Origin of the sequence: Chitinophaga rhizosphaerae, assembly GCF_003958645.1 — a bacterium.
GTDB classification, from domain to species: domain Bacteria; phylum Bacteroidota; class Bacteroidia; order Chitinophagales; family Chitinophagaceae; genus Chitinophaga; species Chitinophaga rhizosphaerae.
Map to the genome: position 1 here is coordinate 426,817 of NZ_RXLO01000002.1, position 21,310 is coordinate 448,126.

General features: G+C 53.1%; 20 protein-coding genes and 1 tRNA gene. 10 read left to right on the forward strand and 11 right to left on the reverse strand.

Annotated features, from left to right (window positions below; genetic code table 11):
* Positions 1-87: 87 nt before the first annotated feature.
* Both EJ361_RS05295 and EJ361_RS05300 read left to right on the forward strand, forming a co-directional pair.
* The gene (locus tag EJ361_RS05295; RefSeq protein ID WP_126244313.1) at positions 88-2,946 is read left to right on the forward strand and encodes a TonB-dependent receptor; all 2,859 of its coding nucleotides are present in this window, start codon (positions 88-90) and stop codon (positions 2,944-2,946) included.
* 195 nt (positions 2,947-3,141) lie between these two features.
* On the forward strand, positions 3,142-4,113 hold the full coding sequence (locus EJ361_RS05300; protein ID WP_126244314.1) for a sulfite exporter TauE/SafE family protein: 972 nt from the start codon (positions 3,142-3,144) through the stop codon (positions 4,111-4,113).
* 75 nt (positions 4,114-4,188) lie between these two features.
* On the opposite strand, the gene fumC is transcribed toward EJ361_RS05300, so the two are convergent.
* The 4 genes from fumC to EJ361_RS05320 all read right to left on the reverse strand — a co-directional run bounded on the left by fumC (position 4,189) and on the right by EJ361_RS05320 (position 7,927).
* A complete protein-coding gene (fumC, locus tag EJ361_RS05305; RefSeq protein WP_126244315.1) occupies positions 4,189-5,589 on the reverse strand; it encodes a class II fumarate hydratase in 1,401 nt (466 codons plus the stop codon).
* A 42-nt stretch (positions 5,590-5,631) separates the two neighbouring features.
* Positions 5,632-6,408, reverse strand: a complete 777-nt coding sequence (locus EJ361_RS05310; protein ID WP_126244316.1) for an enoyl-CoA hydratase/isomerase family protein — start codon at positions 6,406-6,408, stop codon at positions 5,632-5,634.
* A gap of 120 nt (positions 6,409-6,528) precedes the next feature.
* Positions 6,529-7,365, reverse strand: a complete 837-nt coding sequence (locus EJ361_RS05315; RefSeq protein WP_126244317.1) for a hypothetical protein — start codon at positions 7,363-7,365, stop codon at positions 6,529-6,531.
* Positions 7,366-7,507: 142 nt separating this feature from the next.
* Positions 7,508-7,927 carry a cobalamin B12-binding domain-containing protein gene (locus EJ361_RS05320; RefSeq protein ID WP_126244318.1) on the reverse strand — a complete coding sequence of 140 codons (420 nt, stop codon included), beginning with the start codon at positions 7,925-7,927 and terminating at the stop codon, positions 7,508-7,510.
* A gap of 101 nt (positions 7,928-8,028) precedes the next feature.
* On the opposite strand from EJ361_RS05320, the gene EJ361_RS05325 reads away from it, so the two are divergent.
* A complete protein-coding gene (locus tag EJ361_RS05325) occupies positions 8,029-9,696 on the forward strand; it encodes a glutamine--tRNA ligase/YqeY domain fusion protein (protein ID WP_126244319.1) in 1,668 nt (555 codons plus the stop codon).
* 70 nt (positions 9,697-9,766) lie between these two features.
* Here EJ361_RS05325 and gltX read toward each other — a convergent pair whose 3' ends face one another.
* On the reverse strand, positions 9,767-11,296 hold the full coding sequence (gene gltX, locus EJ361_RS05330; protein ID WP_126244320.1) for a glutamate--tRNA ligase: 1,530 nt from the start codon (positions 11,294-11,296) through the stop codon (positions 9,767-9,769).
* A 55-nt stretch (positions 11,297-11,351) separates the two neighbouring features.
* On the opposite strand from gltX, the gene EJ361_RS05335 reads away from it, so the two are divergent.
* Positions 11,352-11,966: a polysaccharide deacetylase family protein gene (locus EJ361_RS05335; protein WP_126244321.1), complete on the forward strand. Its 615-nt coding sequence runs from the start codon at positions 11,352-11,354 to the stop codon at positions 11,964-11,966.
* A 76-nt stretch (positions 11,967-12,042) separates the two neighbouring features.
* Here EJ361_RS05335 and EJ361_RS05340 read toward each other — a convergent pair whose 3' ends face one another.
* Complete coding sequence (locus EJ361_RS05340; protein ID WP_126244322.1) at positions 12,043-12,915, reverse strand: hypothetical protein; 873 nt, start codon at positions 12,913-12,915, stop codon at positions 12,043-12,045.
* 121 nt (positions 12,916-13,036) lie between these two features.
* Between EJ361_RS05340 and EJ361_RS05345 the strand changes: the two genes are divergently transcribed.
* From EJ361_RS05345 to EJ361_RS05365, 6 genes are all read left to right on the forward strand, one after another.
* Positions 13,037-13,807, forward strand: a complete 771-nt coding sequence (locus tag EJ361_RS05345) for a TatD family hydrolase (RefSeq protein WP_126244323.1) — start codon at positions 13,037-13,039, stop codon at positions 13,805-13,807.
* A 41-nt stretch (positions 13,808-13,848) separates the two neighbouring features.
* Entirely contained in the window at positions 13,849-14,889 is a 1,041-nt protein-coding gene (locus EJ361_RS05350; protein WP_126244324.1) for an asparaginase, read from the forward strand.
* A gap of 94 nt (positions 14,890-14,983) precedes the next feature.
* Positions 14,984-15,070: transfer RNA gene (locus tag EJ361_RS05355), tRNA-Ser, on the forward strand.
* A 90-nt stretch (positions 15,071-15,160) separates the two neighbouring features.
* Positions 15,161-16,417 (forward strand): tyrosine-type recombinase/integrase, encoded by a 1,257-nt coding sequence (locus tag EJ361_RS05360; protein WP_126244325.1) that lies wholly within the window; start codon positions 15,161-15,163, stop codon positions 16,415-16,417.
* A 425-nt stretch (positions 16,418-16,842) separates the two neighbouring features.
* A complete protein-coding gene (locus tag EJ361_RS25530; RefSeq protein WP_164714092.1) occupies positions 16,843-16,989 on the forward strand; it encodes a hypothetical protein in 147 nt (48 codons plus the stop codon).
* Positions 16,990-17,006: 17 nt separating this feature from the next.
* Complete coding sequence (locus tag EJ361_RS05365) at positions 17,007-17,552, forward strand: DUF6169 family protein (RefSeq protein ID WP_126244326.1); 546 nt, start codon at positions 17,007-17,009, stop codon at positions 17,550-17,552.
* A 16-nt stretch (positions 17,553-17,568) separates the two neighbouring features.
* On the opposite strand, the gene EJ361_RS05370 is transcribed toward EJ361_RS05365, so the two are convergent.
* The 5 genes from EJ361_RS05370 to EJ361_RS05390 are packed head-to-tail and all read right to left on the reverse strand — an operon-like array spanning position 17,569 to position 21,309.
* On the reverse strand, positions 17,569-17,991 hold the full coding sequence (locus EJ361_RS05370) for an N-acetylmuramoyl-L-alanine amidase (protein WP_126244327.1): 423 nt from the start codon (positions 17,989-17,991) through the stop codon (positions 17,569-17,571).
* The gene (locus tag EJ361_RS05375) at positions 17,988-18,488 is read right to left on the reverse strand and encodes a hypothetical protein (protein WP_126244328.1); all 501 of its coding nucleotides are present in this window, start codon (positions 18,486-18,488) and stop codon (positions 17,988-17,990) included. Before EJ361_RS05375 ends, EJ361_RS05370 begins: the two co-directional genes overlap by 4 nt.
* Positions 18,485-18,745: a hypothetical protein gene (locus tag EJ361_RS05380; protein ID WP_126244329.1), complete on the reverse strand. Its 261-nt coding sequence runs from the start codon at positions 18,743-18,745 to the stop codon at positions 18,485-18,487. Before EJ361_RS05380 ends, EJ361_RS05375 begins: the two co-directional genes overlap by 4 nt.
* 27 nt (positions 18,746-18,772) lie before the next feature.
* Entirely contained in the window at positions 18,773-19,069 is a 297-nt protein-coding gene (locus tag EJ361_RS05385) for a hypothetical protein (RefSeq protein ID WP_126244330.1), read from the reverse strand.
* Positions 19,066-21,309 carry a hypothetical protein gene (locus EJ361_RS05390; protein WP_126244331.1) on the reverse strand — a complete coding sequence of 748 codons (2,244 nt, stop codon included), beginning with the start codon at positions 21,307-21,309 and terminating at the stop codon, positions 19,066-19,068. Before EJ361_RS05390 ends, EJ361_RS05385 begins: the two co-directional genes overlap by 4 nt.
* Between the last annotated feature and the right edge of the window lies 1 nt (position 21,310).

Genomic DNA, 21,310 nt, shown 5'->3' on the forward strand with positions numbered 1-21,310 from the left:
CCCTCCCTTCTTGTAAATTTCCAATTTCCCATTTACATTTGTCCACTATTCCTATAGACTAATAGTATTAATAAAGCCAACAACTATATGAAAACAGTTTACAATCGCTTCCTGCTCGCATTGCCCCTGCTGCTGGCCGCGCTTTTCGCCAGCGGCCAGGAAAACAATATCGTGCAGATATCAGGTAAGGTAAAAGACCAGACCACCGGCGAAGCCATTCCCGGCGTCAGCATACTGGTGAAAGGCACTATCGCCGGCACCACTACCGACAATAGCGGGAACTTCGTCCTGAAATCCCGCCTCAAATTTCCCTTTACGCTCGTGTTCTCCAGCCTCGGCTTCCAGTCGCAGGAGTTCGAAGTAACCGGCACCGGTTCCCGGCTCGACATCGGCCTGGCCACCCAAACCCTGCTGGGCAAGGAGGTAGTGGTCACCGCATCGCGCGTGGAGGAAGAAGCCCTCAAATCGCCCGTAGCCATCGAAAAACTCGATATCCGCGCCATCAAGGAATCGCCCGCTCCCAGCTTCTACGATGCCCTCGAAAACGTGAAAGGCGTCCAAATGACCACATCCAGCCTCACATTTAAAGTCCCCAACACCCGCGGCTTCAACATCCCCAATAACTTCCGTTTCATGCAGCTGGTGGATGGTGTAGACATGCAGGCCGCCACGCTCGGCGTCCCCCTCGGCAACGCCATCGGCCCCACCGAGCTCGACATCCAAAGCGTGGAAATCACACCCGGCGCCGCTTCCGCACTCTACGGCATGAACGCCATCAACGGTATGGCTAACCTTCAGACCAAAAGTCCTTTCCTTTATAAAGGCCTCAGCGTTTACCAGAAAATCGGCGTGAACCACGTAGACGGTATCGATTACGACCCCAGCGTGCTCACGGAAACCGCTATCCGCTACGCCCACGCCTGGAAAGATAAAATCGCGTTCAAGGTCAACGTCAGCTACCTCCGCGGTACCGACTGGCGCGCCAGCACCCCCAAAGACCAGAATGGCGCCGCCAACAGCCGCTTCCCCGCGCTCAACGGCGCCGCCAACAACCCCGCGTACGACGCCTGGAACAAATACGGCGACGAGAACAACAACAACGTTTCCGTAGGCGTGACGCTGAACGGCAAGAACGAAACCTTCAACGTTCGTCGCACGGGTTATTGGGAAAAAGACCTCGTAAACCCCACGGTCGAAAATATCAAAGCCGACCTGGGCCTTTACTGGCGCATCACGCCGAAGGCGGAACTCAGCTATACTTACCGTTTCGGTGAAATGGACGGCCTCTTCCAGCGTGGGAACAAAATCCAGTTGGACGGTGTGAAAGTCCAAAACCACAAACTCGAACTGCGCGGCGCGGATTATTTCGTTCGCGGATATGTGATGCTGGAAAATACCGGCAATTCCTACAACCTCAAACCCCTGACCGACAACCTCGACCTCACCCATAAGAGCAACAACGCCTGGAGAGACGCCTTCCAGGCGAAATTGCAGTCGGAAATCAACGCCGGCACCGGGCTCGCAGAAGCCATGCGCCGCGCACGCTCCACCGCCGACCAGGGCCGCGTTCAGCCCGGCACGCCCGAGTTCGACGCCCTGAAACAAACCATCATCGGCATCAATAACTGGGACCACGCCGCCGCGGTTGCCGGAGCGCCCGCCACCGGCGGCGCCTGGCTCGATCAGCATAGCCGCGTGTATCACGTGGATGCCCAGTGGGACCTTAGCCGCCACGTAAAACGCTTCAACCTGCTGGTAGGAACAGACGGAAGGCTGTATGAAGTGATCCCCGACGGCAATAACTTCGTCGATTTCACCAAACCCGTGAAAGACAGGACCACACCGGGCGGGAAGAACGTCCACTACAAGAAATTCGGCGGCTTCGCGCAGGTGAGCAAAACTTTCTTTGAAGACAAACTGAAGCTGGTAGGCTCCATCCGCGTGGATTACAACCCCGAGTTCGATCCCAGGATCAACCCGCGCCTGGCAGTCGTTTACACCCTTGCGCAGCAACATAACTTCCGCGCCAGCTGGCAGAACGGCTTCCGCTTCCCTGCGCTGTTCGAAGCCCTTTCGTTCGTGAACAACGGCAACGTGCGCCGTGTGGGCGGCCTTTCCTATATCAACGATGGGCTGGGTTACCTGGAGAATTCCTACACCCTCGCCTCCGTGAACAACTTCAATAACGCCGTGAACAAAGACGTGGCCGACGGGCTTTCCGCCAACGCCGCCGCCCTGAAAAACAAGGCCCTGCTGGATATCACGGCGCTTAGCCCTACCCGTCCGGAGCGTATCAACTCCTTCGAAGCAGGTTACCGCAGCGTGCTGCTGGGCAATAAATTCGTGGTAGACGCGGATGCGTATTACAACCGGTACGACGGCTTCCTCGGCCAGGTGGAAGTTGCGGTGCCCGCAACGGATAAGGTGGGGACAGACGCTTCCGTGCTCGACATGCTCGCCGCCAACCGCAGCAAGCAAACCCGCTACCGGGTGTATACCAACGCCAGGAATACCTACGATAATTACGGCGCATCGCTGGGTTTGACGTATAATTTCTACAAGAAATGGACCCTGGCCGGTAACCTGAACTACAACGACATCGTCGACAACAAGGAAAAAGACGTGTTCGCTACCGGTTTCAACACGCCCGACTGGGTGAGCAACATCAGCTTCGGTAACCGCGAGCTGCTGAAGAATTTCGGGTTCAACGTGGTGTGGCGCTGGCAGAACACGTTCGAGTGGGAAAGCCCCCTCGCCAATGGGGACGTGCCGGCATTCAGTACCGTTGACGCCCAGGTGAATTACCGTATCCCCAGATACAAAACCACCATCAAGGTGGGTGGTTCCAACCTGTTCAACCACCGCTATATCCAATACGCCGCGGGCCCGACCATCGGCGGATTGTACTACGCATCCTTCTCCATCGAAGGCCTGCTGGCCAAATAGCTGAAGGCGCGCCGCAGCCCGCTGCGGCCGCTTTACCATACAATTGGAAACCCTGTTACACAAAACCAGCCTGTCTGGCGGAGGCGTAAAGCGTCCTCCGCCTTTTTTAGAATTAAGGACAGAAATATTTGGATAAACCGTGGATTACCTCTATTTTTAGTCCACAATTCCTGTAGACTTAATTAATAATTAGTCATGTCGCATAATGAGGTGATCGATAAGGCGGAACAGCGAGTAGCTACCGATGCCACCCAGAAAGTGCTCATAGACCTCGTGAACGAGGACAATAAAAAGAGTTACTGGATCTGGGTGACGATCGGGGTGTCTATCCTGGCGGTGGCGACTGGCCTGTGGTTCACGTATCATTACGGCATTTCGCATGATGCGCAAACGCGTATCGCGAAGTCGGTACAGGACATTTTCACCAGCAAGCTCCTGTTTTTCATGGGTGTGGGGCTGATGGCGCAGATGATCGACGGGGCATTGGGCATGGCGTATGGCGCCACGTCATCTTCGCTCCTGCTGGGTTTGGGCGTATCTCCGGCCATGACGAGCACCAGCGTGCACGTGGCCGAAGTGTTCACGACGGGCGCCAGCGGCATCGCGCACTTCAAGCTGGGCAACGTCAACAAGAAATTATTCCTCCATCTCCTCATCCCGGGCATGATCGGCGCTATCGCAGGCGCATGGCTGCTGTCGGACGTAATCGACGGCGATGTCATCAAACCGTTCATGAGCGCCTACCTCATGATCCTCGGCATATTGATCCTCCGCAAGGCATTGCAGAAACGCAAGCCCAAGAGTAAAACCAAGCGGCTCGGTCCGCTGGCGTTTTTCGGCGGCTTCATGGATTCCATCGGCGGAGGGGGCTGGGGGCCGATCGTGACTTCTACCCTCCTCGCGAAAGGCCGCACGGTGAATTATACCATCGGTTCGGTGAATGCCGCGGAATTCTTCATCGCCGCGTCCAGCGCGGGAACGCTGCTTTTCTTCAACGGCGTAGACAGCTGGCAGGTGATCATCGGGCTCATTCTGGGCGGTGTGATCGCATCTCCCTTTGCCGCCATCCTTGTCAAAAAAATGAAACGCAAACCGCTCATGATCCTGGTGGCCGTGCTGGTGATCGCCATGAGCTTGCGCACGATCATTCTGACGATCATGAAATAGCCTGATTCTTTACGAACATAAAAAAAGGTTGTCCGCATCTGCAGACAACCTTTTTCTTTTATCGTTCGGTTTCGCTTATCCGAGTTTGCCGACCATGTTGGCGGGGATCACCCAGGCGTCGAATTCTTCGGGCGTTACGTAACCCAGTTTCACGGCCATTTCCTTCAGCGTGGTGCCTTCCTTGTGCGCTTTCTGCGCGATTTCGGCGGCTTTGTAGTACCCGATCTTCGTGTTGAGGGCGGTTACGAGCATGAGGGAATTGTCTACGTGTTTCCTGATGTTTTCCTCGATGGGCGCCAATCCTTCCGCGCACTTGTCGTTGAAGCTCACGCAGCCGTCGCCCAGCAGGCGAGCGGAGTGGAGGAAGTTATAGATCATCATGGGTTTGAAGACGTTCAGTTCGAAGTGGCCGGTGGCGCCGCCGATGTTGATGGCTACGTCGTTCCCGAGCACCTGCGCGGCGATCATGGTGAGGGCCTCACATTGCGTGGGGTTCACTTTACCGGGCATGATGGAAGAGCCGGGCTCATTGTCGGGGATGAAAAGCTCGCCGATGCCGGAGCGGGGGCCGGAGCTGAGCATGCGGATGTCGTTGGCGATTTTCATCAGGCTAACGGCTACCGTTTTCAGCGCGCCGTGCGCTTCCACGATGGCGTCGTGCGCGGCGAGGGATTCGAATTTATTTTCTGCGGTCACGAAAGGCAGTCCGGTAAGTGCGGCGATGTGTTTCGCAACGTTCACGTCGTACCCATCGGGCGTGTTGATGCCGGTACCTACCGCAGTGCCGCCGAGCGCCAGTTCAGACAGGTGGGGCAGCGTGTTGTTGATAGCGCGCAGGCCATGGTCCAGCTGGGACACGTATCCGCTGATTTCCTGGCCCAGCGTGAGCGGCGTGGCGTCCATGAAATGGGTGCGGCCGATCTTCACGATGTGCATGTATGCCTTCGCTTTGGCGGCGAGGGTGTTGCGGAGTTTGGTGATGCCGGGGATGGTTACTTCCACGAGCATTTTATACGCCGCGATGTGCATGGCGGTGGGGAAGGTATCGTTGGAGGATTGTGATTTGTTCACATCGTCGTTCGGGTGCAATACCTTGTCTTTATCGGTGAGCTGGCCGCCGTTGATGACGTGGGCGCGGTAGGCCACCACTTCGTTCACGTTCATGTTGGATTGGGTGCCGGAGCCGGTTTGCCAAACCACGAGGGGGAATTCGTTGTCGAGTTTGCCTTCGAGTATCTCGTCGCACACTTTCCCGATGAGCGCGGCTTTTTCTGCGGGCAGCACGCCGGCGTCCCGGTTGGTGAGGGCGGCGGCTTTTTTCAGGTAAGCGAAGGCTTTGATGATTTCCTTCGGCATTTTGTTGATGTCCTGGGCTATCCTGAAGTTGTCGATGGAACGTTGGGTTTGTGCCCCAAAATATGCGTTGGCAGGCACTTTCACCTCGCCCATCGTGTCTTTCTCTATCCTGAAATCCATAATACTTGAAATTTTGGACCGTAAAGTTACAGAACCTGCGGTTTATTCTCCTTTGAAATTGGGTTTACGTTTCTGGATGAATGCGGAAGCGCCTTCGGCGAGGTCTTTAGTGGCGAAGCTGTCCGCGAATTCCTTGATTTCCGTCTCGAACCCGTTTTCATCGTATTTGAAGTAGGAATTGACGCATTTGATGACACGCATCACGGCCAGGGGCGCTTTTTCGCGGATTTTGGCCAGCTGTTCGCGGGTTTTGGGGAGCAGCTCTTCCGGGGAGGTGAGGTGGTTGACGAGCCCCCATTTCAAGGCTTCTTCCGCCGAAATCATGTCTCCCGTGAGCATGAGCTCCAGGGCTTTCCCTTTCCCGATGAGGCGCGTCAGCCGCTGGGTGCCGCCGTATCCGGGAATGATCCCCAGGTTCACTTCGGGCTGCCCGAACTTCGCATTGGCGCTCGCCAGCCGGAAATGGCAGGCCATGGCCAGCTCGCATCCGCCGCCCAGCGCAAAACCGTTCACCGCCGCCACGATGGGCTTGTGGCAATCCTCGATCCGCTGGAAAATGGTATGCCCTTTCTTCGCCAGGTCCATCCCCTGCTCGGGCGACAACTCCAAAAACTCTGCAATATCCGCCCCGGCGATGAACGCCTTGGGCCCGCTGCCCGTAATAATGGCCGCATACACGTCTTTGTTCTTGTACACTTCATCCACCGCCAGCGCCAGGTCGTGCATCACCTCGCGGTTCAGGGCGTTGAGCTTGTCCGGCCGGTTGACCGTGATCTCCAGAATGCCGTCATTGATTTGCGTGTTAAGGGTTTTGTACATATGGCAAGATGTTTTGTTTCGGTATGATCCGGCTAATTTAAGGCTATTGAAGGGATACGGGAAATAAAAAAGGCACTGCCTTTTCTGCAGCGCCCTTCTCCTTTGTTGGCTAAAATATTGTTAATCAGTAATTTCTGTTCTTTTTTCGATGATCACCTTCGTGCCTTTGCGGTACTCGGTAGTGGTGGTGGTCTTGTTGTGCGACCTGGCCTTGATCCCGAAATTGTAGCTTAATGTTACAAACATCAGGTTGGCTTTCAGGTTTTTATACGGCTGCGTTTTCACACCGTCTTTGGTTTCGGTAAAATCCTGGTTGAAGAAATTGTTCAGGTAATACTGCCCCTTCACCCCAAATGCAGACCCGAAGCGGAACCCGGCGAAAAGCGATGGCATGAACAAATCGGTCCGGTCGCTGAACCACTCGTTGAACTTTGATTTTTTGTCGCCGTCGAGGAAATATTTCTCCTTGTAATTGAAGGCCATATCATATTCCCCGCCGAAATACAGGAAGGTACCGCTGCGGAGGTCCCCGATTTTAATCCCCGCCGGAACGCCCAGCGTATACACGCGCTGCTTCAGCTTCACATTGTCTTCGGGTTTGGTGATTAGACCTATATTTTTGATATTCAATCCAGTAAATATACCGATATTATTATTAAAGTCGTAGTTGTAATTGGTGCCGATGTTGAAGAAAACCGTGAACCGGGGGATGTTGCGCATACGCTCATCGTTCAGTTTCACGTTGGCGAAAGAGAGCAGCGGTCCGTTTCCGCCGGCGGTGATGTAACCTTTACCGGGCTTCGGGGGTGCGTAGATGTGAAAATGAAAGCTCACTTTCTTCTTGGTTTCGGTGGATACGATCGTGGTATCGCTGGTTTTCGTGTCTTCCTGGGCACGGAGAGCGGTTGCGGAGGCGGTGAGGGCCAGGCACAGTGTTGCGTAGCGGACAATTTTCATGATGGTTTCAACTTTACTTGGTTAAGGATGGGGACAGCCGCTCATCATCGGCCGGGCTTTCCGTTTTGGTTGCCCCGGAAAGCCATCGTTATGCTGCCGTCCGTAAAGAAGACGAACGTGTTTGTGAAAAGTTTCAAAAATATTAAAATTCCCTGCGCTCCCGCGTCCAGCTATCTATATAGTCGGCAATTTCCCGGGTATGGGTGCCGGGCGGGAAGAGTTTCCCCACACCGAGGGCGTACAGTTCCTGCATATCCGTGTCCGGGATGATGCCGCCGCCGGTCAGCAGCACATCGTCCATCCCTTTTTCCTTCATCAGGGCGATGATCTTCGGGAATACGGTCATGTGCGCACCCGACAGGATGCTCACGCCGATGGCGTCCACATCTTCCTGCAAAGCTGCATTCACTACCATTTCCGGCGTCTGCCGCAGTCCGGTATATATCACTTCCATCCCCGCATCGCGAAGGGCGGAGGCGATCACCTTGGCGCCGCGGTCGTGACCGTCGAGCCCTACTTTGGCTACCAGTACGCGGATGGGACGTTGATTCGGGTTGACCATAATTCCTATAATTGGATTGTAAATGTAGTATTTTCCCCGAAAGTGCGGCAAAAGCGTGTTTTCAATTATATTACCTTTGCAATTCGGATAAACTGCCAAATATGAGCGAAGAAAGATCACTGAATTTCCTGGAACAGATCGTAGAAGAAGACATTGCCAAGGGCGTCAACGGCGGACGGGTGCTCACGCGCTTCCCTCCCGAGCCCAACGGCTACCTCCATATCGGCCATGCCAAAAGCATTTGCCTCAATTTCGGGCTGGCGCAAAAATACGGCGGCCAGACCAACCTCCGGTTCGACGACACCAACCCCGTTACGGAAGACACGGAGTATGTAGATTCCATCAAGGAAGACATCCAATGGCTCGGTTTCCAATGGGCCAAAGAATTATACGCCTCCGATTACTTCGAACAGTTGTATCAATACGCCGTGGAGCTTATTAAGAAAGGCTTCGCGTATGTAGACGATTCCTCCGCCGCGGAGATCGCCGCGCTGAAAGGCACGCCCACGGAACCGGGGAAAGATAGCCCCTACCGTACCCGCAGCGTGGAGGAAAACCTCCAGCTCTTCGCCGACATGCGCGCCGGCAAATACCCCGACGGGGCCAAAACGCTCCGCGCCAAGATCGACATGGCGTCTCCCAACATGCACATGCGCGATCCTATCATGTACCGCATCAAACATGCGCACCACCACCGCACCGGCGACGCCTGGAGCATCTATCCCATGTACGACTTCGCGCATGGGCAGAGCGACAGCATCGAAAATATCACCCATTCCATTTGCACGCTGGAATTCATCCCCCACCGGCCGCTGTACGACTGGTTCATCCAGCAGCTGGACATTTTCCCGTCGCACCAGTACGAATTCGCCCGGCTGAACCTCAGCTACACGGTGATGAGCAAGCGCAAGCTGCTGCAACTGGTGAACGAAGGCATCGTGCGCGGATGGGACGATCCCCGCATGCCCACGATCGCTGCGTTCCGCCGCCGCGGCTACACGCCGTCGAGCATACGCACCTTCGCGGAAAGGGTCGGCATCCAGAAGCGCGATAACATCATCGAGCTCGGGCTGCTGGAATACTGCATCCGCGAGGAGCTGAACAAAACCGCGCCGCGCGTGATGGCCGTGCTCGATCCCATCAAGCTGGTGATCACAAGCTATCCCGAAGGGCAAACCGAAGAACTGCAGGCAGAAAACAACCCGGAAGACGCGGCCGCGGGCCATCGCAACGTGACCTTCAGCAATACGCTGTGGATCGAGCGGGAAGATTTCATGGAAAATCCGCCCAAGAAGTTCTTCCGCCTCGGCGTGGGGCTCAAGGTGCGCCTGAAATACGCCTACATCGTGGAATGCACGGGCTTCGACAAGGATGAGAACGGCAACGTGACGACGGTTTACGCCACCCACATCCCCGAAAGCAAATCGGGTGCGGAAGGCAGCGCCATGAGCGTGAAAGGGACCATCCACTGGCTGAGCGCAGCACATGCCCAAACGGCCGAAGTGCGGTTGTACGACCGGCTTTTCACCGTGGAAAACCCGGCCGGCGCGGAAGGCGATTTCAAGGACCTCATCAATCCCAACTCCCTCGAAATCATCGAAAAGGCCCATATCGAGCCGTTCCTGGCCGATGCCAAGCCCGGCGAACGTTTCCAGTTCCTGCGGAAAGGGTACTTCGTGGCCGACACCGAGTCTACGACCGGTAAACCCGTGTTCAACCGGACGGTGACGTTGAAAGACACCTGGGCCAAAGAAGCCAAAAAAGCATAATCGAACTTCACTGTAATAGAAAAAGGCCATCCACAGCGGATGGCCTTTTCGTTTATGCGGTCATGTTATACTACTTCAACATTTCCAGCGCGATCATGATACGGTCGATCGTTTCGTTTTTGCCGATGGTAGCGGCGATATCGAATACCGGTGGGCCGAACTTCCCGCCGCAAAGCATGATGCGGAAAGGCAACTGCAATTCTCCCGGCTTGATGCCTTTGGCGGCGGCCAGCGCCTTGAAACCTTCTTCCAGCGCGGCGGCGGAGAAATCTTCCTGGTCCAGCAGCGCGGCAGACCATTCTCCGAAGAAAGCCTGTTTATCCGCATTCCACTTGGGTTTCACGGCATCGAGGTCATATTTTCCGGGGCGGGTGAAGAAGAAGAACCCATGGTCCCAGATCTCGTTCACGAAATGGCAGCGCTCTTTCACCATGCCGGCGATCTTTTCCGCGTAGTCCGCGTCTGCAGAAACGCCCTTTGCTTCGAGCACGGGGAACAGCAGCGCGGCGAGGCGGTCGTTCGGCGTGCGCATGATCCATTCGTGATTGAACCATTTCGCCTTGTCGTAATCGAACTTGGCGCCGCCTTTGTGGACGCGGGAGATGGAGAATTTTTCGATCAGTTCTTCGATGGTAAAAATTTCCTGTCCGGAGCCGTCGTTCCAGCCGAGCATGGCCAGCATATTGATGAACGCTTCGGGGAGGAATCCATTTTCGCGGAAACCGCGGGTGAGATCGCCGGTTTTGGGATCTGTCCAGTTCATGGCGTATACGGGGAAGCCGAGGCGGTCGCCGTCGCGTTTGGACAGTTTACCGTTGCCATCGGGCTTCAGGATGAGCGGCAGGTGGGCCCATTGCGGCATTTGGTTGCCCCATCCCAGGTATCGCCAGAGCAGGATGTGCACCGGTGCGGAGGGGAGCCACTCTTCGCCCCGGAAGGCGTGGGTGATCTTCATGAGATAATCGTCGACCACCACGGCGAGGTGATAGGTGGGCATCCCGTCTGCTTTCAGCAGTACTTTATCGTCTACGATATTGGTCTGGAATGTAACGTCGCCGCGGATCATGTCGGTGAACGTCACTTCCTCGTTTGTCGGCATTTTGATGCGGATGACGTGGGGTGTCCCTTTATCGAGGAGCTCCTTCACTTCGGCCGCTTCCATATTCAGCGAGTTGCGCATGTGGCCGCGGACGGTGTGGCCGTATTGCGGGGAATGGTTGCCGCGGGCGCGTTCCACTTCCTTCATGGCTTCCAGCTCTTCGGGGGTATCGAACGCGTAATAGGCGTTGCCGGAAGCAACGAGCTGTTCGGCGTACTGGCGGTACAGCGGTTTGCGTTCGGATTGGCGGTATGGGCCGTACGGACCGCCTTTCAGGGGGCTTTCATCGGGCTCCAGCCCGCACCAGCGGAGGCATTCCACGATATAATCCTCGGCGCCGGGCACAAAGCGTGTCTGGTCCGTGTCTTCGATCCGGAGGATAAACTCACCGTTGTGGTGACGGGCGAAAAGATAATTGAACAGCACCGTGCGTACGCCGCCGAGGTGAAGTCCGCCCGTAGGGCTCGGCGCAAAGCGCACCCTTACTTTATTGTGACTCATACGGCGCAAAAATAATAATTTCGGGGCAGGGAACGATCACGCTAATCCGCTTAACATGTTCTATTTTACGAAAACACCCGGCTTTTTGAAGTCGCTCTACAAAAGCTGCACCTGGAATTTCTCGCCTGCCGTACCGGCGGTGTACCTCACGTTCGACGATGGCCCGCATCCCAAAGCCACGCCATTCGTGCTCGAACAGCTGAAAAAATACGGTGCGAAGGCCACGTTTTTCTGTATCGGGAAGAATGTGGTGGAGCATCCTGGAATTTACCAGCAGATTTTGCTGGAAGGGCACGCGGTCGGCAATCATACCCACAACCACCTCAACGGCTGGAAAACGGCTACAGACAAGTATCTCGCCAATATCAAGGAAGCGGCGCAATACATCCGTTCCCGGCTTTTCCGTCCGCCGTACGGGCGGATTTCGCCGTTCCAGATCAAGGAATTGAAGAAGGAATACCAGATCATTATGTGGGACGTGCTCAGCGGGGATTTCGACAGGGAGATCACGGGCGAGGCCTGTGTCCAGAACGTGGTGTTCAAGCTGCAACCCGGTTCCATCGTGGTTTTTCATGACAGCGAGAAGGCCTGGGACCGGATGAGTTACGCGCTGCCGCGGGTGCTGGAGCACTGTAAGCGCCAGGGCTGGGAGGTGAGGGCGATCGTGTAGGGAAGGTTAAGGAAACGGCAACGCCGCATGCCCGGGAGGGTCGTGCGGCGTTGCTATTATCGGGTCCGGTTGCGGGTTACAGGGAGATTTCCTTGGTTTTGTCGCCTATGGTGAGGGTGGCTTTTTTGTCGCACTCGCCGTTGCCGTAGTTCAGTTTGCCGCTGCGGCCGTTGAGGGTAACGGTTACTTCGCCAGACTGGATCCAGGGGCAGATGAGGCCGCGTTTAAGCGGGGTGGTGATGGCTACGGTAGCGGTTCCCAGGCTGTCTTTCAGCAGGGCGTTGCCGGTGATCTCGAACAGATCGTCTTTCGTATCTACCGTATTATTGTCTTTATATTCCACAGTGCGGGTGCCGCTGTAGGTGGCGGTGTAGCCGTTGGGATAGGTCACTTTGCCGTCGGTTACCGTGTAAGTGAACGTTTTCTTCGCGGAGAGCCAGCTGGTGGTGGTGATCACAACCGTGCCTTCTACCTTGATGCCATTCACGAAATAGTTTTCGAAGGTAACGGTGGCCTTGGCGTCTTGCAGCCAGAGGATGCTGGTGAGCCTGATTTTGAGTTTGCCTTTGCGGGTGATGCCGCGGCCGTCCGTACAACCGTTTTCGAAATCGATCGTGAGCGTTTTGGGATAGGTGAGCACATCGCCCGGTTCGGCGGTGAATACGCCGTAGCAAACGTTCGGATTGGGATCGGTGTCTGCCTGTTCCGGTGCTTTACGGCCTCCGGGAGGGAGTTCGCGCCGGTTATAATCGATCGATGCGTTGAACACATCTTCATATATGGCGTTGACGTTGGCTTCGGAAACAGCGGCGGAGATGGTGTTGTTGTCTTTCTTGTCGTCTGCCCCGGATTTGGCGTCATCTTTCTTACAGGCGAAGAAAACGGTGATGGCGCTGATGGCGAGCGCAGTAACAGACAGCACCTTGTTCGTGTTAAAATAGTGTTTCATCGTAGGAGGTTTTTTATAGGTATTGGCATAGTGAGACTTACCTTTGACGGACGGTTCGCCTCAAATATTAAATTTTTCTCAAAACTAAAGATAAACAATTAACTGAAAAAAACAATATATAATGAACTGGATTGACACGCACGCCCATTTATACTCCGATAATTTCGACTCCGACCGGCCGGAGATGGTGCAGCGCGCCATCCGGCAGGGTGTTGGGACGATGTTGCTGCCCAATATCGACGAAGATTCCATCGGGGTGATGCTGGCGCTGGAAGCGGCTTTCCCGGAACATTGCCTTCCCATGATGGGGTTGCATCCCGTTTATGTGAAAGAAAACGTCGAAGAGCAGCTGGCTATTGTGCGGAAGTGGCTGGAAGCGCGGAAATTTTGGGGCGTGGGGGAAATCGGGCTGGATTTTTATTGGGATAAGTCGCTCCAGGAGCAGCAATACCATGCTTTCCGCAGCCAGATCCGGATGGCGCTGGAGATCGGCCTTCCTATCGCCATCCACAGCCGGGAGGCAACGCGGGCGTGTATCGATGTGGTGAAGGAGCTGCATGACGGGCGGCTTACGGGGGTGTTCCATTGTTTTTCCGGCACGCGCGAAGAGGCGGAGGAGATCATCGGCATGGGGTTCTACCTCGGTATCGGCGGTGTAGTCACGTTTAAGAAGTCGGGCCTCGACGCCATTGTGGCACAAATCCCCCTGGAGCACATCGTCCTGGAAACCGATGCGCCGTACCTGGCGCCGGTCCCCTATCGCGGCAAAAGGAACGAAAGCAGCTACATCCCGCTGATCGCGCAGACGGTCGCAGATGTAAAAAATCTAAAAATTGAGGATGTGGCTTCGATTACCACTGCCAATGCACAACAATTATTCAAAATGCTCTAACTGATTCCGCGGTACATTTGCATGCAATTCCATAGCATTACATGACGAAGATTCTCATCATCTATACCGGGGGCACCGTGGGGATGATTTACGACGAAAAGACGACCGCGCTGCGGCCCATCGGTTTTAACGAGATCAGGAACAATCTTCCCGAGCTCTACCGGATGGGAATTGATTTTTATGTGTACGCATTCAATCCGCCGATGGATTCATCGGACATGCATCCCGAAGTATGGTCCGAGCTGGCCGGTATTATCGAAGACCGGTATGAACGGTACGATGGTTTCGTGATCCTGCACGGTTCCGATACCATGGCGTTTACCGCATCCGCGCTGAGTTACATGCTGGAGAATCTTTCCAAGCCCGTGATCCTCACCGGCAGCCAGTTGCCGATCGGCAAGATCAGGACAGACGCCAAGGAGAACATCATCACCGCCATGGAAATCGCCAGCACCAAGGCGAACGGGCATTGTATGGTACCGGAAGTCTGTATTTATTTCGACTTCATGCTCTTCCGCGGCAACCGCGCCAAGAAGTACAACGCCGAAAAATTCGAAGCGTTTTATTCCATGAACTATCCTGCGCTCGCAGAGGCCGGTATCGATATCAAGTACAAGCAGAATTTCATGCTTCCCGCGCCCGAGAAGGAGTTGAAGGTGCACAAGAGCATGGATAACAACATCGGCGTGCTCAAGATTTTCCCCGGCATTACCCGGCGCGCGGTGGAGGCGATCGTGAATACGCCCGGCATGCGCGGCCTGTTGCTGGAAACCTTCGGCAGCGGCAATGCCTCTACCCAGCCCTGGTTCACCGAATGCCTGCAGAAAGCGGCAGACAAGGGGATCATTATGGTGGACATTACGCAGTGCGACGGCGGTTCGGTAGAGCTGGGCAAATACGAAACGTCGACCCACCTACAGAAGATCGGCGTAGTGAGCGGGCACGATATGACGTTTGAGGCGGCCACCACCAAACTGATGTTCCTGCTGGGCCAGAACCTGCCGCCCGAAGAGGTGAAGCGGTTGTTGGAAGTGCCGCTGCGTGGGGAACTGACGCTTTCAGAAGCCGACATCCTGGATTAATGGCCCGAAAAGCCCAATATTTCCCGAAAAATAAATTGGAAATGTTCAACAAAAGTCTATCTTTGCAACCCTGAATTGAATAATTCAACCGTACGGAGGAGTGCAGGAGTGGTTGAACTGGCACGCCTGGAAAGTGTGTATAGGTGAAAGCCTATCAAGGGTTCGAATCCCTTCTCCTCCGCAGTCAATCCCAGCTTGGGTTTTAGCGAATTCCGGAGCGCTGATAAATAAAAAAGTCTACGTAAAAGTCAACTTTTAAAATTTATCAGTCATGTTAAAACCAGGTTACAGTGATCCTCAATTACATCGGTACAACGGTGATCTTTCGAAGGAATGGTATGTCGATTTTTACTTCACATGCCAAGCTCGACAAAGACGCAAAAGAGTCCCGGTGCGATTGGGGATCAACTATTTTAGCACGGTGAAGGAACGGGACCGGGAAGGTCGTGCCGCAGTGAAAATCATCACAGAAAGCCTCGAAGCCGGATGGAACCCTTTCGACTGTAAAATAGAAGCTTGGCTCCTCAGTCATCAGGAATCAGAGCCTGCACCGGAGCCAATTCACGAAATGAAAACCCCTGATGGCGTTCCGGTACCTACTCCGGCCACGTTGTTCCCTGACGCCATTCAGCTCGCTTACCAAATCCGTCAGAAAGAATTAAAGAAAAAGAGCCGATTCAATTACGAAACGGGGCTCCGGTACGCCATTCCCGCAATCAAGGCCGGGGGGATGGACAAATTACCGCTGGAAAAGGTGAAGCGGGTACACGTGCGAATGCTATTGGAGCAGATTGGAAAATTGCGCCAGGCGGAGTATGACAAAGAAGGAAAGGGCAAAGTGTGGACACCCAATGCCTTCAACCGGTACAAATCTTACATCAGCGCCTACTTCGACGCTTTGCTGGAATGGGAAGCTGTAGAGTTCAATCCCTGTTTAAAAATAGATGATAAAGAACCGATCGACTTCGGGATACACCGTCACGCGACCGATGAGGAGTTGAAGATGCTGAAAGCTGAATTACCGAAGTATCACCAGGAATTGTATAATCTGGTCAGGTTTGAACATGTAACGGGAATGCGGCCAAACGAGATACTGCAGTATCGTTACAATATGACAGACTGGTTGAACTCTGAGATTAAACTCAGTTATCTGGAGGGTAAAACCCGAATTTATAGGGTGGTGCCGGTGCCTGCTTTCATGTTAAAATGGATTCGGGAACGTCAAGGCGACCACCCGGCAAGCAATTACGCATTTGGCCGGAAACTGCGCTCAGGCCCGAAAAGTCTCACGGCGAACAACCTTTCCCGCCTCTGGAAAAAATACGTAAAGGATGAACTTGGATTGAATATCAGCCTGTACTCGTTCAAAGGGCTAGGCGGCGATGCCAAACGAGATGCCGGCGTGTCGTATAGTGGTGTCCAGGCAAGCTACGGTCATGCCCTGGGTTCTAGCTCAACAAAACCATATTTGAGGAAGGAAGGAGAACGGCTCCGCCAGCAGATTAAAGAAAGCATGGTGGATCTGTGATTTAATTGGGCTATCACCCAACGGATCGTAGCTAAGGGTAACGTACCTTTTGCGTGACATTTTTAGTATTGCATAACATTACTCTGCCGGGTATTTTTGCCTGGCTTTTGATAGTTTCTTAGTCTAAAAAGCTAAAAATGCTAATTTAATTAGGCAAATAATACTAAAATATTTAGCATTATTTACTAAATTTATTGCCTGAATTTTCCCTTTTTATACATGTTGCCACTAAAAAAATAGGCGGCTGGAAAATATCATTTCAATTGATAATCAATTGTATTAAGAAGTAGTTTGTAATTTTTTTCATCTACGCATTGTTATTTCAGTGCTGAAACTTAGCTTTGAAGGCATCAATGCGATTAATAAGTACGTCAAAGTCATAGTTCAGAAATATTAATACCCCTGACAATTAATTCGCAACACCCATGGAAAAGAAGATCACCATAACGACCACAAATGCCAAAGCACTCGCCTTCCTTGACAAGCTGCATGAAAAAAAGCAGCAAATCAAGGAACAGATGAGAAATAGCCCCCTTGCTCAAAAAACTGCCCCTAAAGTAAAGCCTCAGTAAAACTTCGGTAAACATCAGTGTACGCCTTTGAAATATCCGAGCACCCCCAAGAATCACGTACCGAGTACTGGTTTACTACCGACAGTTATTTAAGGTATTACGCATACATAGTTTCTGCTGATGATTGGGCAGATGGCCTAGATCCATACCCATTTTTGCAACAGCACGGCTATGCTTTTGGTTTTTGCCCTGTAGACGAAGAAGCCCAATCCAATTCCTCTCACGATCCTCGTGTTGGCCAAACAATCTGCGCCATCATTTCTCATTTTATGTCCGGTTTCTCTCAGATTGTGCTCATGTATCACTGCGATTCGACTGATGGCAGACAACAATTTAGGAATAAGACGTTTCAGAATTGGTTCTCTAAACACAGCGATCTTAGCAAAATCTATCGCCACAAAATCATTATTAATGTAGAAGTTGAGGATACTGTCAAAAGTGAATATCTTGGTTGCTTTGCAAAATGTGAAGGTGGGTCAATTTCAACTGTAAGTGCTGAATTTGAACTGATGGCCAATGAAAAGGTTAATTCCGGTAAACAACAAATTATTGCCCCACAATAATAATTGGCCTGAATAACTATATCAATTTTGAAATCCAGTCCGCTACGTCAAATGAGGGGCACGCCTTCTTCACTCTTGGGAAATCCCGGTGGCCCAGAATTTTTGCAGTTGGATACTTTGCTTTGAGTTTTTTTACCAGCGCCTTCATCGCTTCCAGTTGTTCGGGTGTTCGGGTGTCCTTCGGATCCCCTTTTTCATCTATTCCGCCGATGTACGAGACGTGAACGGATGCCTGGTTAAATCCTTGTACCCCATTGGTCACGTCGCTTTCGTCCGCAAGTTGCTTCACTCCGCCGTTGGCGGAGATGATGTAATGATAGCCTGGACTCTTCCATTTCAGTTGTTCCTTCCAGTATCGCTGAATAGCTTCTACGCTTGCGAATGGCTGGGTCGCGGTGCAATGTAATACGATGTATTTGATGTTTCTCGGATTGGTCATTTCTTGAACAATTTGAAGAAGCCCAGGCCCCCGGTTTTGAATTTGATAATTAGCCAAACCAGCACAGCGCCGGCCAGCAGCCAGAACCGTAGATCCGCAGCGCGCTTGCCTTTAGTGAGCCGGGCGTTATCGGCTTTATAAACTGCGTTCTCCCGTGCCGTGCTATCCTTCCGGGCTTCAGCCAGCTTCCACGCAGTTACCATGGCCAGGAAAACGCGATTGTTCCGGAGGATACTGTCCAGGTTCAACGTTTTGTCCGGGCACTTCACCGTCAGCCGGCCGGATTTCGATTTCACGGCGCCGGAATCGAAATCCGGAATACTGCCGCGCGTTTCGATGGTGATGGCTTCACCCTGGAGGGTTAGCGGAGGCGCCAGCTGAAGGCTATCCAGGTGCTCCCCCAGCACAGCCCGGAGCGCCTCCCGTTCTGCAGCGGATGGATCTTTGGTTGTCCGGCAGCCGGCCAGAAGGATCAATATCGAAATGAGGTATTTCATTTGGTGAGAATAGTTTCGAACAGCTCATTCAAAGAAAATCCGATTGTCGATGCAGCGCCGATAACCCACCATTTCCAGCGTTCATATGTCTCCATCTTCTCCTCGAGCTTGGCCAGGCGCCCGGAAAGGCCCTTGTCTCCTGCTACTGGGTTTCCCATAATCCCCTCCCGCACCTGCGCCATCATGCCCTTCATATCCTTCAGGGATTCGGACAGTTTCTCCACGTTCCCGGACAATTCTTCCAGCTTGTCTTCCATATGAGCTATTCGGTTTTCCATGATCAGTTAGCCTTTCGGTTTGTATTTAGATTCCTCGCTAATTCCGGCCTTCTCCGGATCCTTCACCGTTGCCGTGGCGGCACCACCGGTACCGAGGAGACAGCCGGCAAGGAAGATGAGCGCCGAAGACAGTTTTGCCGGGATAACGAAAACGTCGAGATACTCCAGGCCAAAGGCCGCGCCCATGGCCAAAAGGATATAGATACTGTAGGATTGTATCTTCTTCCAGAATTCGGGAGTGTTACCACTGCCGGAGGAAAGGCGAAGCCATATTTCTTTGAGTAGTGCTATTTTATCCATCATTCAAATATTTTTTGAACAGTAAATGAAATGTTTTTCACCGTAGCCAAACGATCCTCATTCAGGGCGTAATAGAGCTTGTTATATGCGCCTGGAACGATCCAGATATAAGCCCCGCCGCGCAGAAGATTGTCGTTCGGATGTACATTCCAAGACGTGGTGACCTTCCGCCCGGAAGCTGCATGCCGCTGAACTATCATGTTCACGCGGCCGAGGCTGACCCTGTTGTTAGCAATGATCGGAAGGCTGGCCGTGCTGATGTCAGGGATTCGGTATGGGAATAACAGCTCGTCGAACAGGTCCGAAGTAGTGGTCATGGCCGTGAAGAATCGCTTTGCATGGACCTCTCCATCCATTGCGGCGCGAAACTCATACCCGCTGTCGAAAAAGCGAAGCGTGGACATCGTATTCAGAGAATCCGGCGCAGCAACTCCCGACCATTTAATCACTGTCCGCTGGGTAATATCAATGTTGTTGCATACTACCGCCTTGATTGACAGTATATCCGTAGCAATGCCATCGAGCCGGACGTCTCGTGAGATCAGCGTTTCTCCTCCATGATAGGAGCCTGCGAACCGATTATTCTTATAGTTCATGACGGCATATTCTTGCGCGCCACTGTTGAAGATGTAGGGAGGGTACGTGGTGTTGTTCCGGTAGTAGTACATGCTGTCATATGATGCCACTGGTGCGTCCTTGAGCGAATAAAAGTTAACGCCGCATACGTACATGTTCCCCCCGGCATTGGTCTTGGTCACCCTGATGGTGTGAGTACCTGGCAAAAGGTTGGCATACTTCCGGGTAAACAGCTCCGCAGTGGGCCGGGTAGTGTTGAATGTCTCTACTATATTCCCATCTATCCTCACCTCTACGTCTGATCCGGAAGCGGAGGACATTAACCCCAGTTGTGTTTCGGCTCCGGTGAATGAGAATTCGATATACGCATTCTGTGCTGCTGTCGTGTTAATGTGCATAACGATCCCGTGGGTGCCACGGAAGTATTCGTAATATGACCAGGTGCCGGATTTGGTCGGCGCGGAATTGCTCGTTAAATACGCATCATCGATATCGTGTACGATTGTCGTTCGCAAAAGATCGGTTGGAAGACCTTCAGAATCATCAGTGGTCACAATATTCTTCCTCAGGACTGTAAGTAAGTACCCGCGGGGTTTCTTAGTGATCGCGTAGAATGTCGAATCATCATTCCGGTACAGGCACATCTTATTTGATCGTGTCATAGCCGGAGGTATGTAAGCTGGCGAAATCTCCCGGTCGTAATCGTTAACAATGAAGCCACGAATGTACTTTGCGTTGTCAAATCTACCGGTTAGTACTGTCTGCATTCCCACGACGGCGACGCCCTGGCAGTCCACGGAATCAATCAGGAGCTTAGGCACATTCACCTCGATTATTCCGATATTCCGACTGATGGCATATGCCACAGCATCGGCTATTGCCTGGTTGTCATTCACAATTCCGTCGCCAACTGCCCCAAACCAGGTGGCTTTAACCGGATTGGCTTTCGCGCGTACCCAGTATCCGTTACTCCCGGCAAACGTTATCCCTTTGTCAGCAGTACCGGTAGCTTGCCATGTAAACCATCCGCCGCGCAGTGAATCAGTGACAAGAACGCTATGTTTTGGAGAGCCGAATAGTATGAGCTCTTCAACCGAATCAGCAATTCCGGGAAGGGAATCATTCACTTGCCCCAAAGTAGGCGCCTGGTTACCCGATTCAGCTGGTACCGTCTGGATATTTCCCTCCGCCACGATGGACAGGTCTAAAGTTGAGGGTAGCTTCCCTACATGTAGCGGCGCAGCCGGCGTAGTATTCGTAGCGATTCTTGCCGTCCCTGTAATGCCAAAGCTGGAGCTGGGCTGCAATCCTGAAGCGCGGTTTTCGATGGCGAATTGCGAAACATACGTCCGTGTAGCGATTGTGGTCGAGGTGTCTGAGTATTTCATGTAGGCGGAAAGATCAGATGCGAATTCCCGCCAGATACCTGCGTTATCCTTCCACCGCGGTTTCCCATGCCAATACGCAAGAATTCCGGAATCGCCGACGGGCATGTAATTCTCGTCTAGTATAACCTTCTTGGTTGTATCACGGGGTAACATGAAAATGCCCCGCGGCCAGAGACCATCATACGCATTGTTAATCGCGTTGTAGTTCCATGGTGTTTCATTCTGCGCCTGTGCGGCCATTGACAGCAATACTGCCAAAATTGTCAATACTCTCTTCATC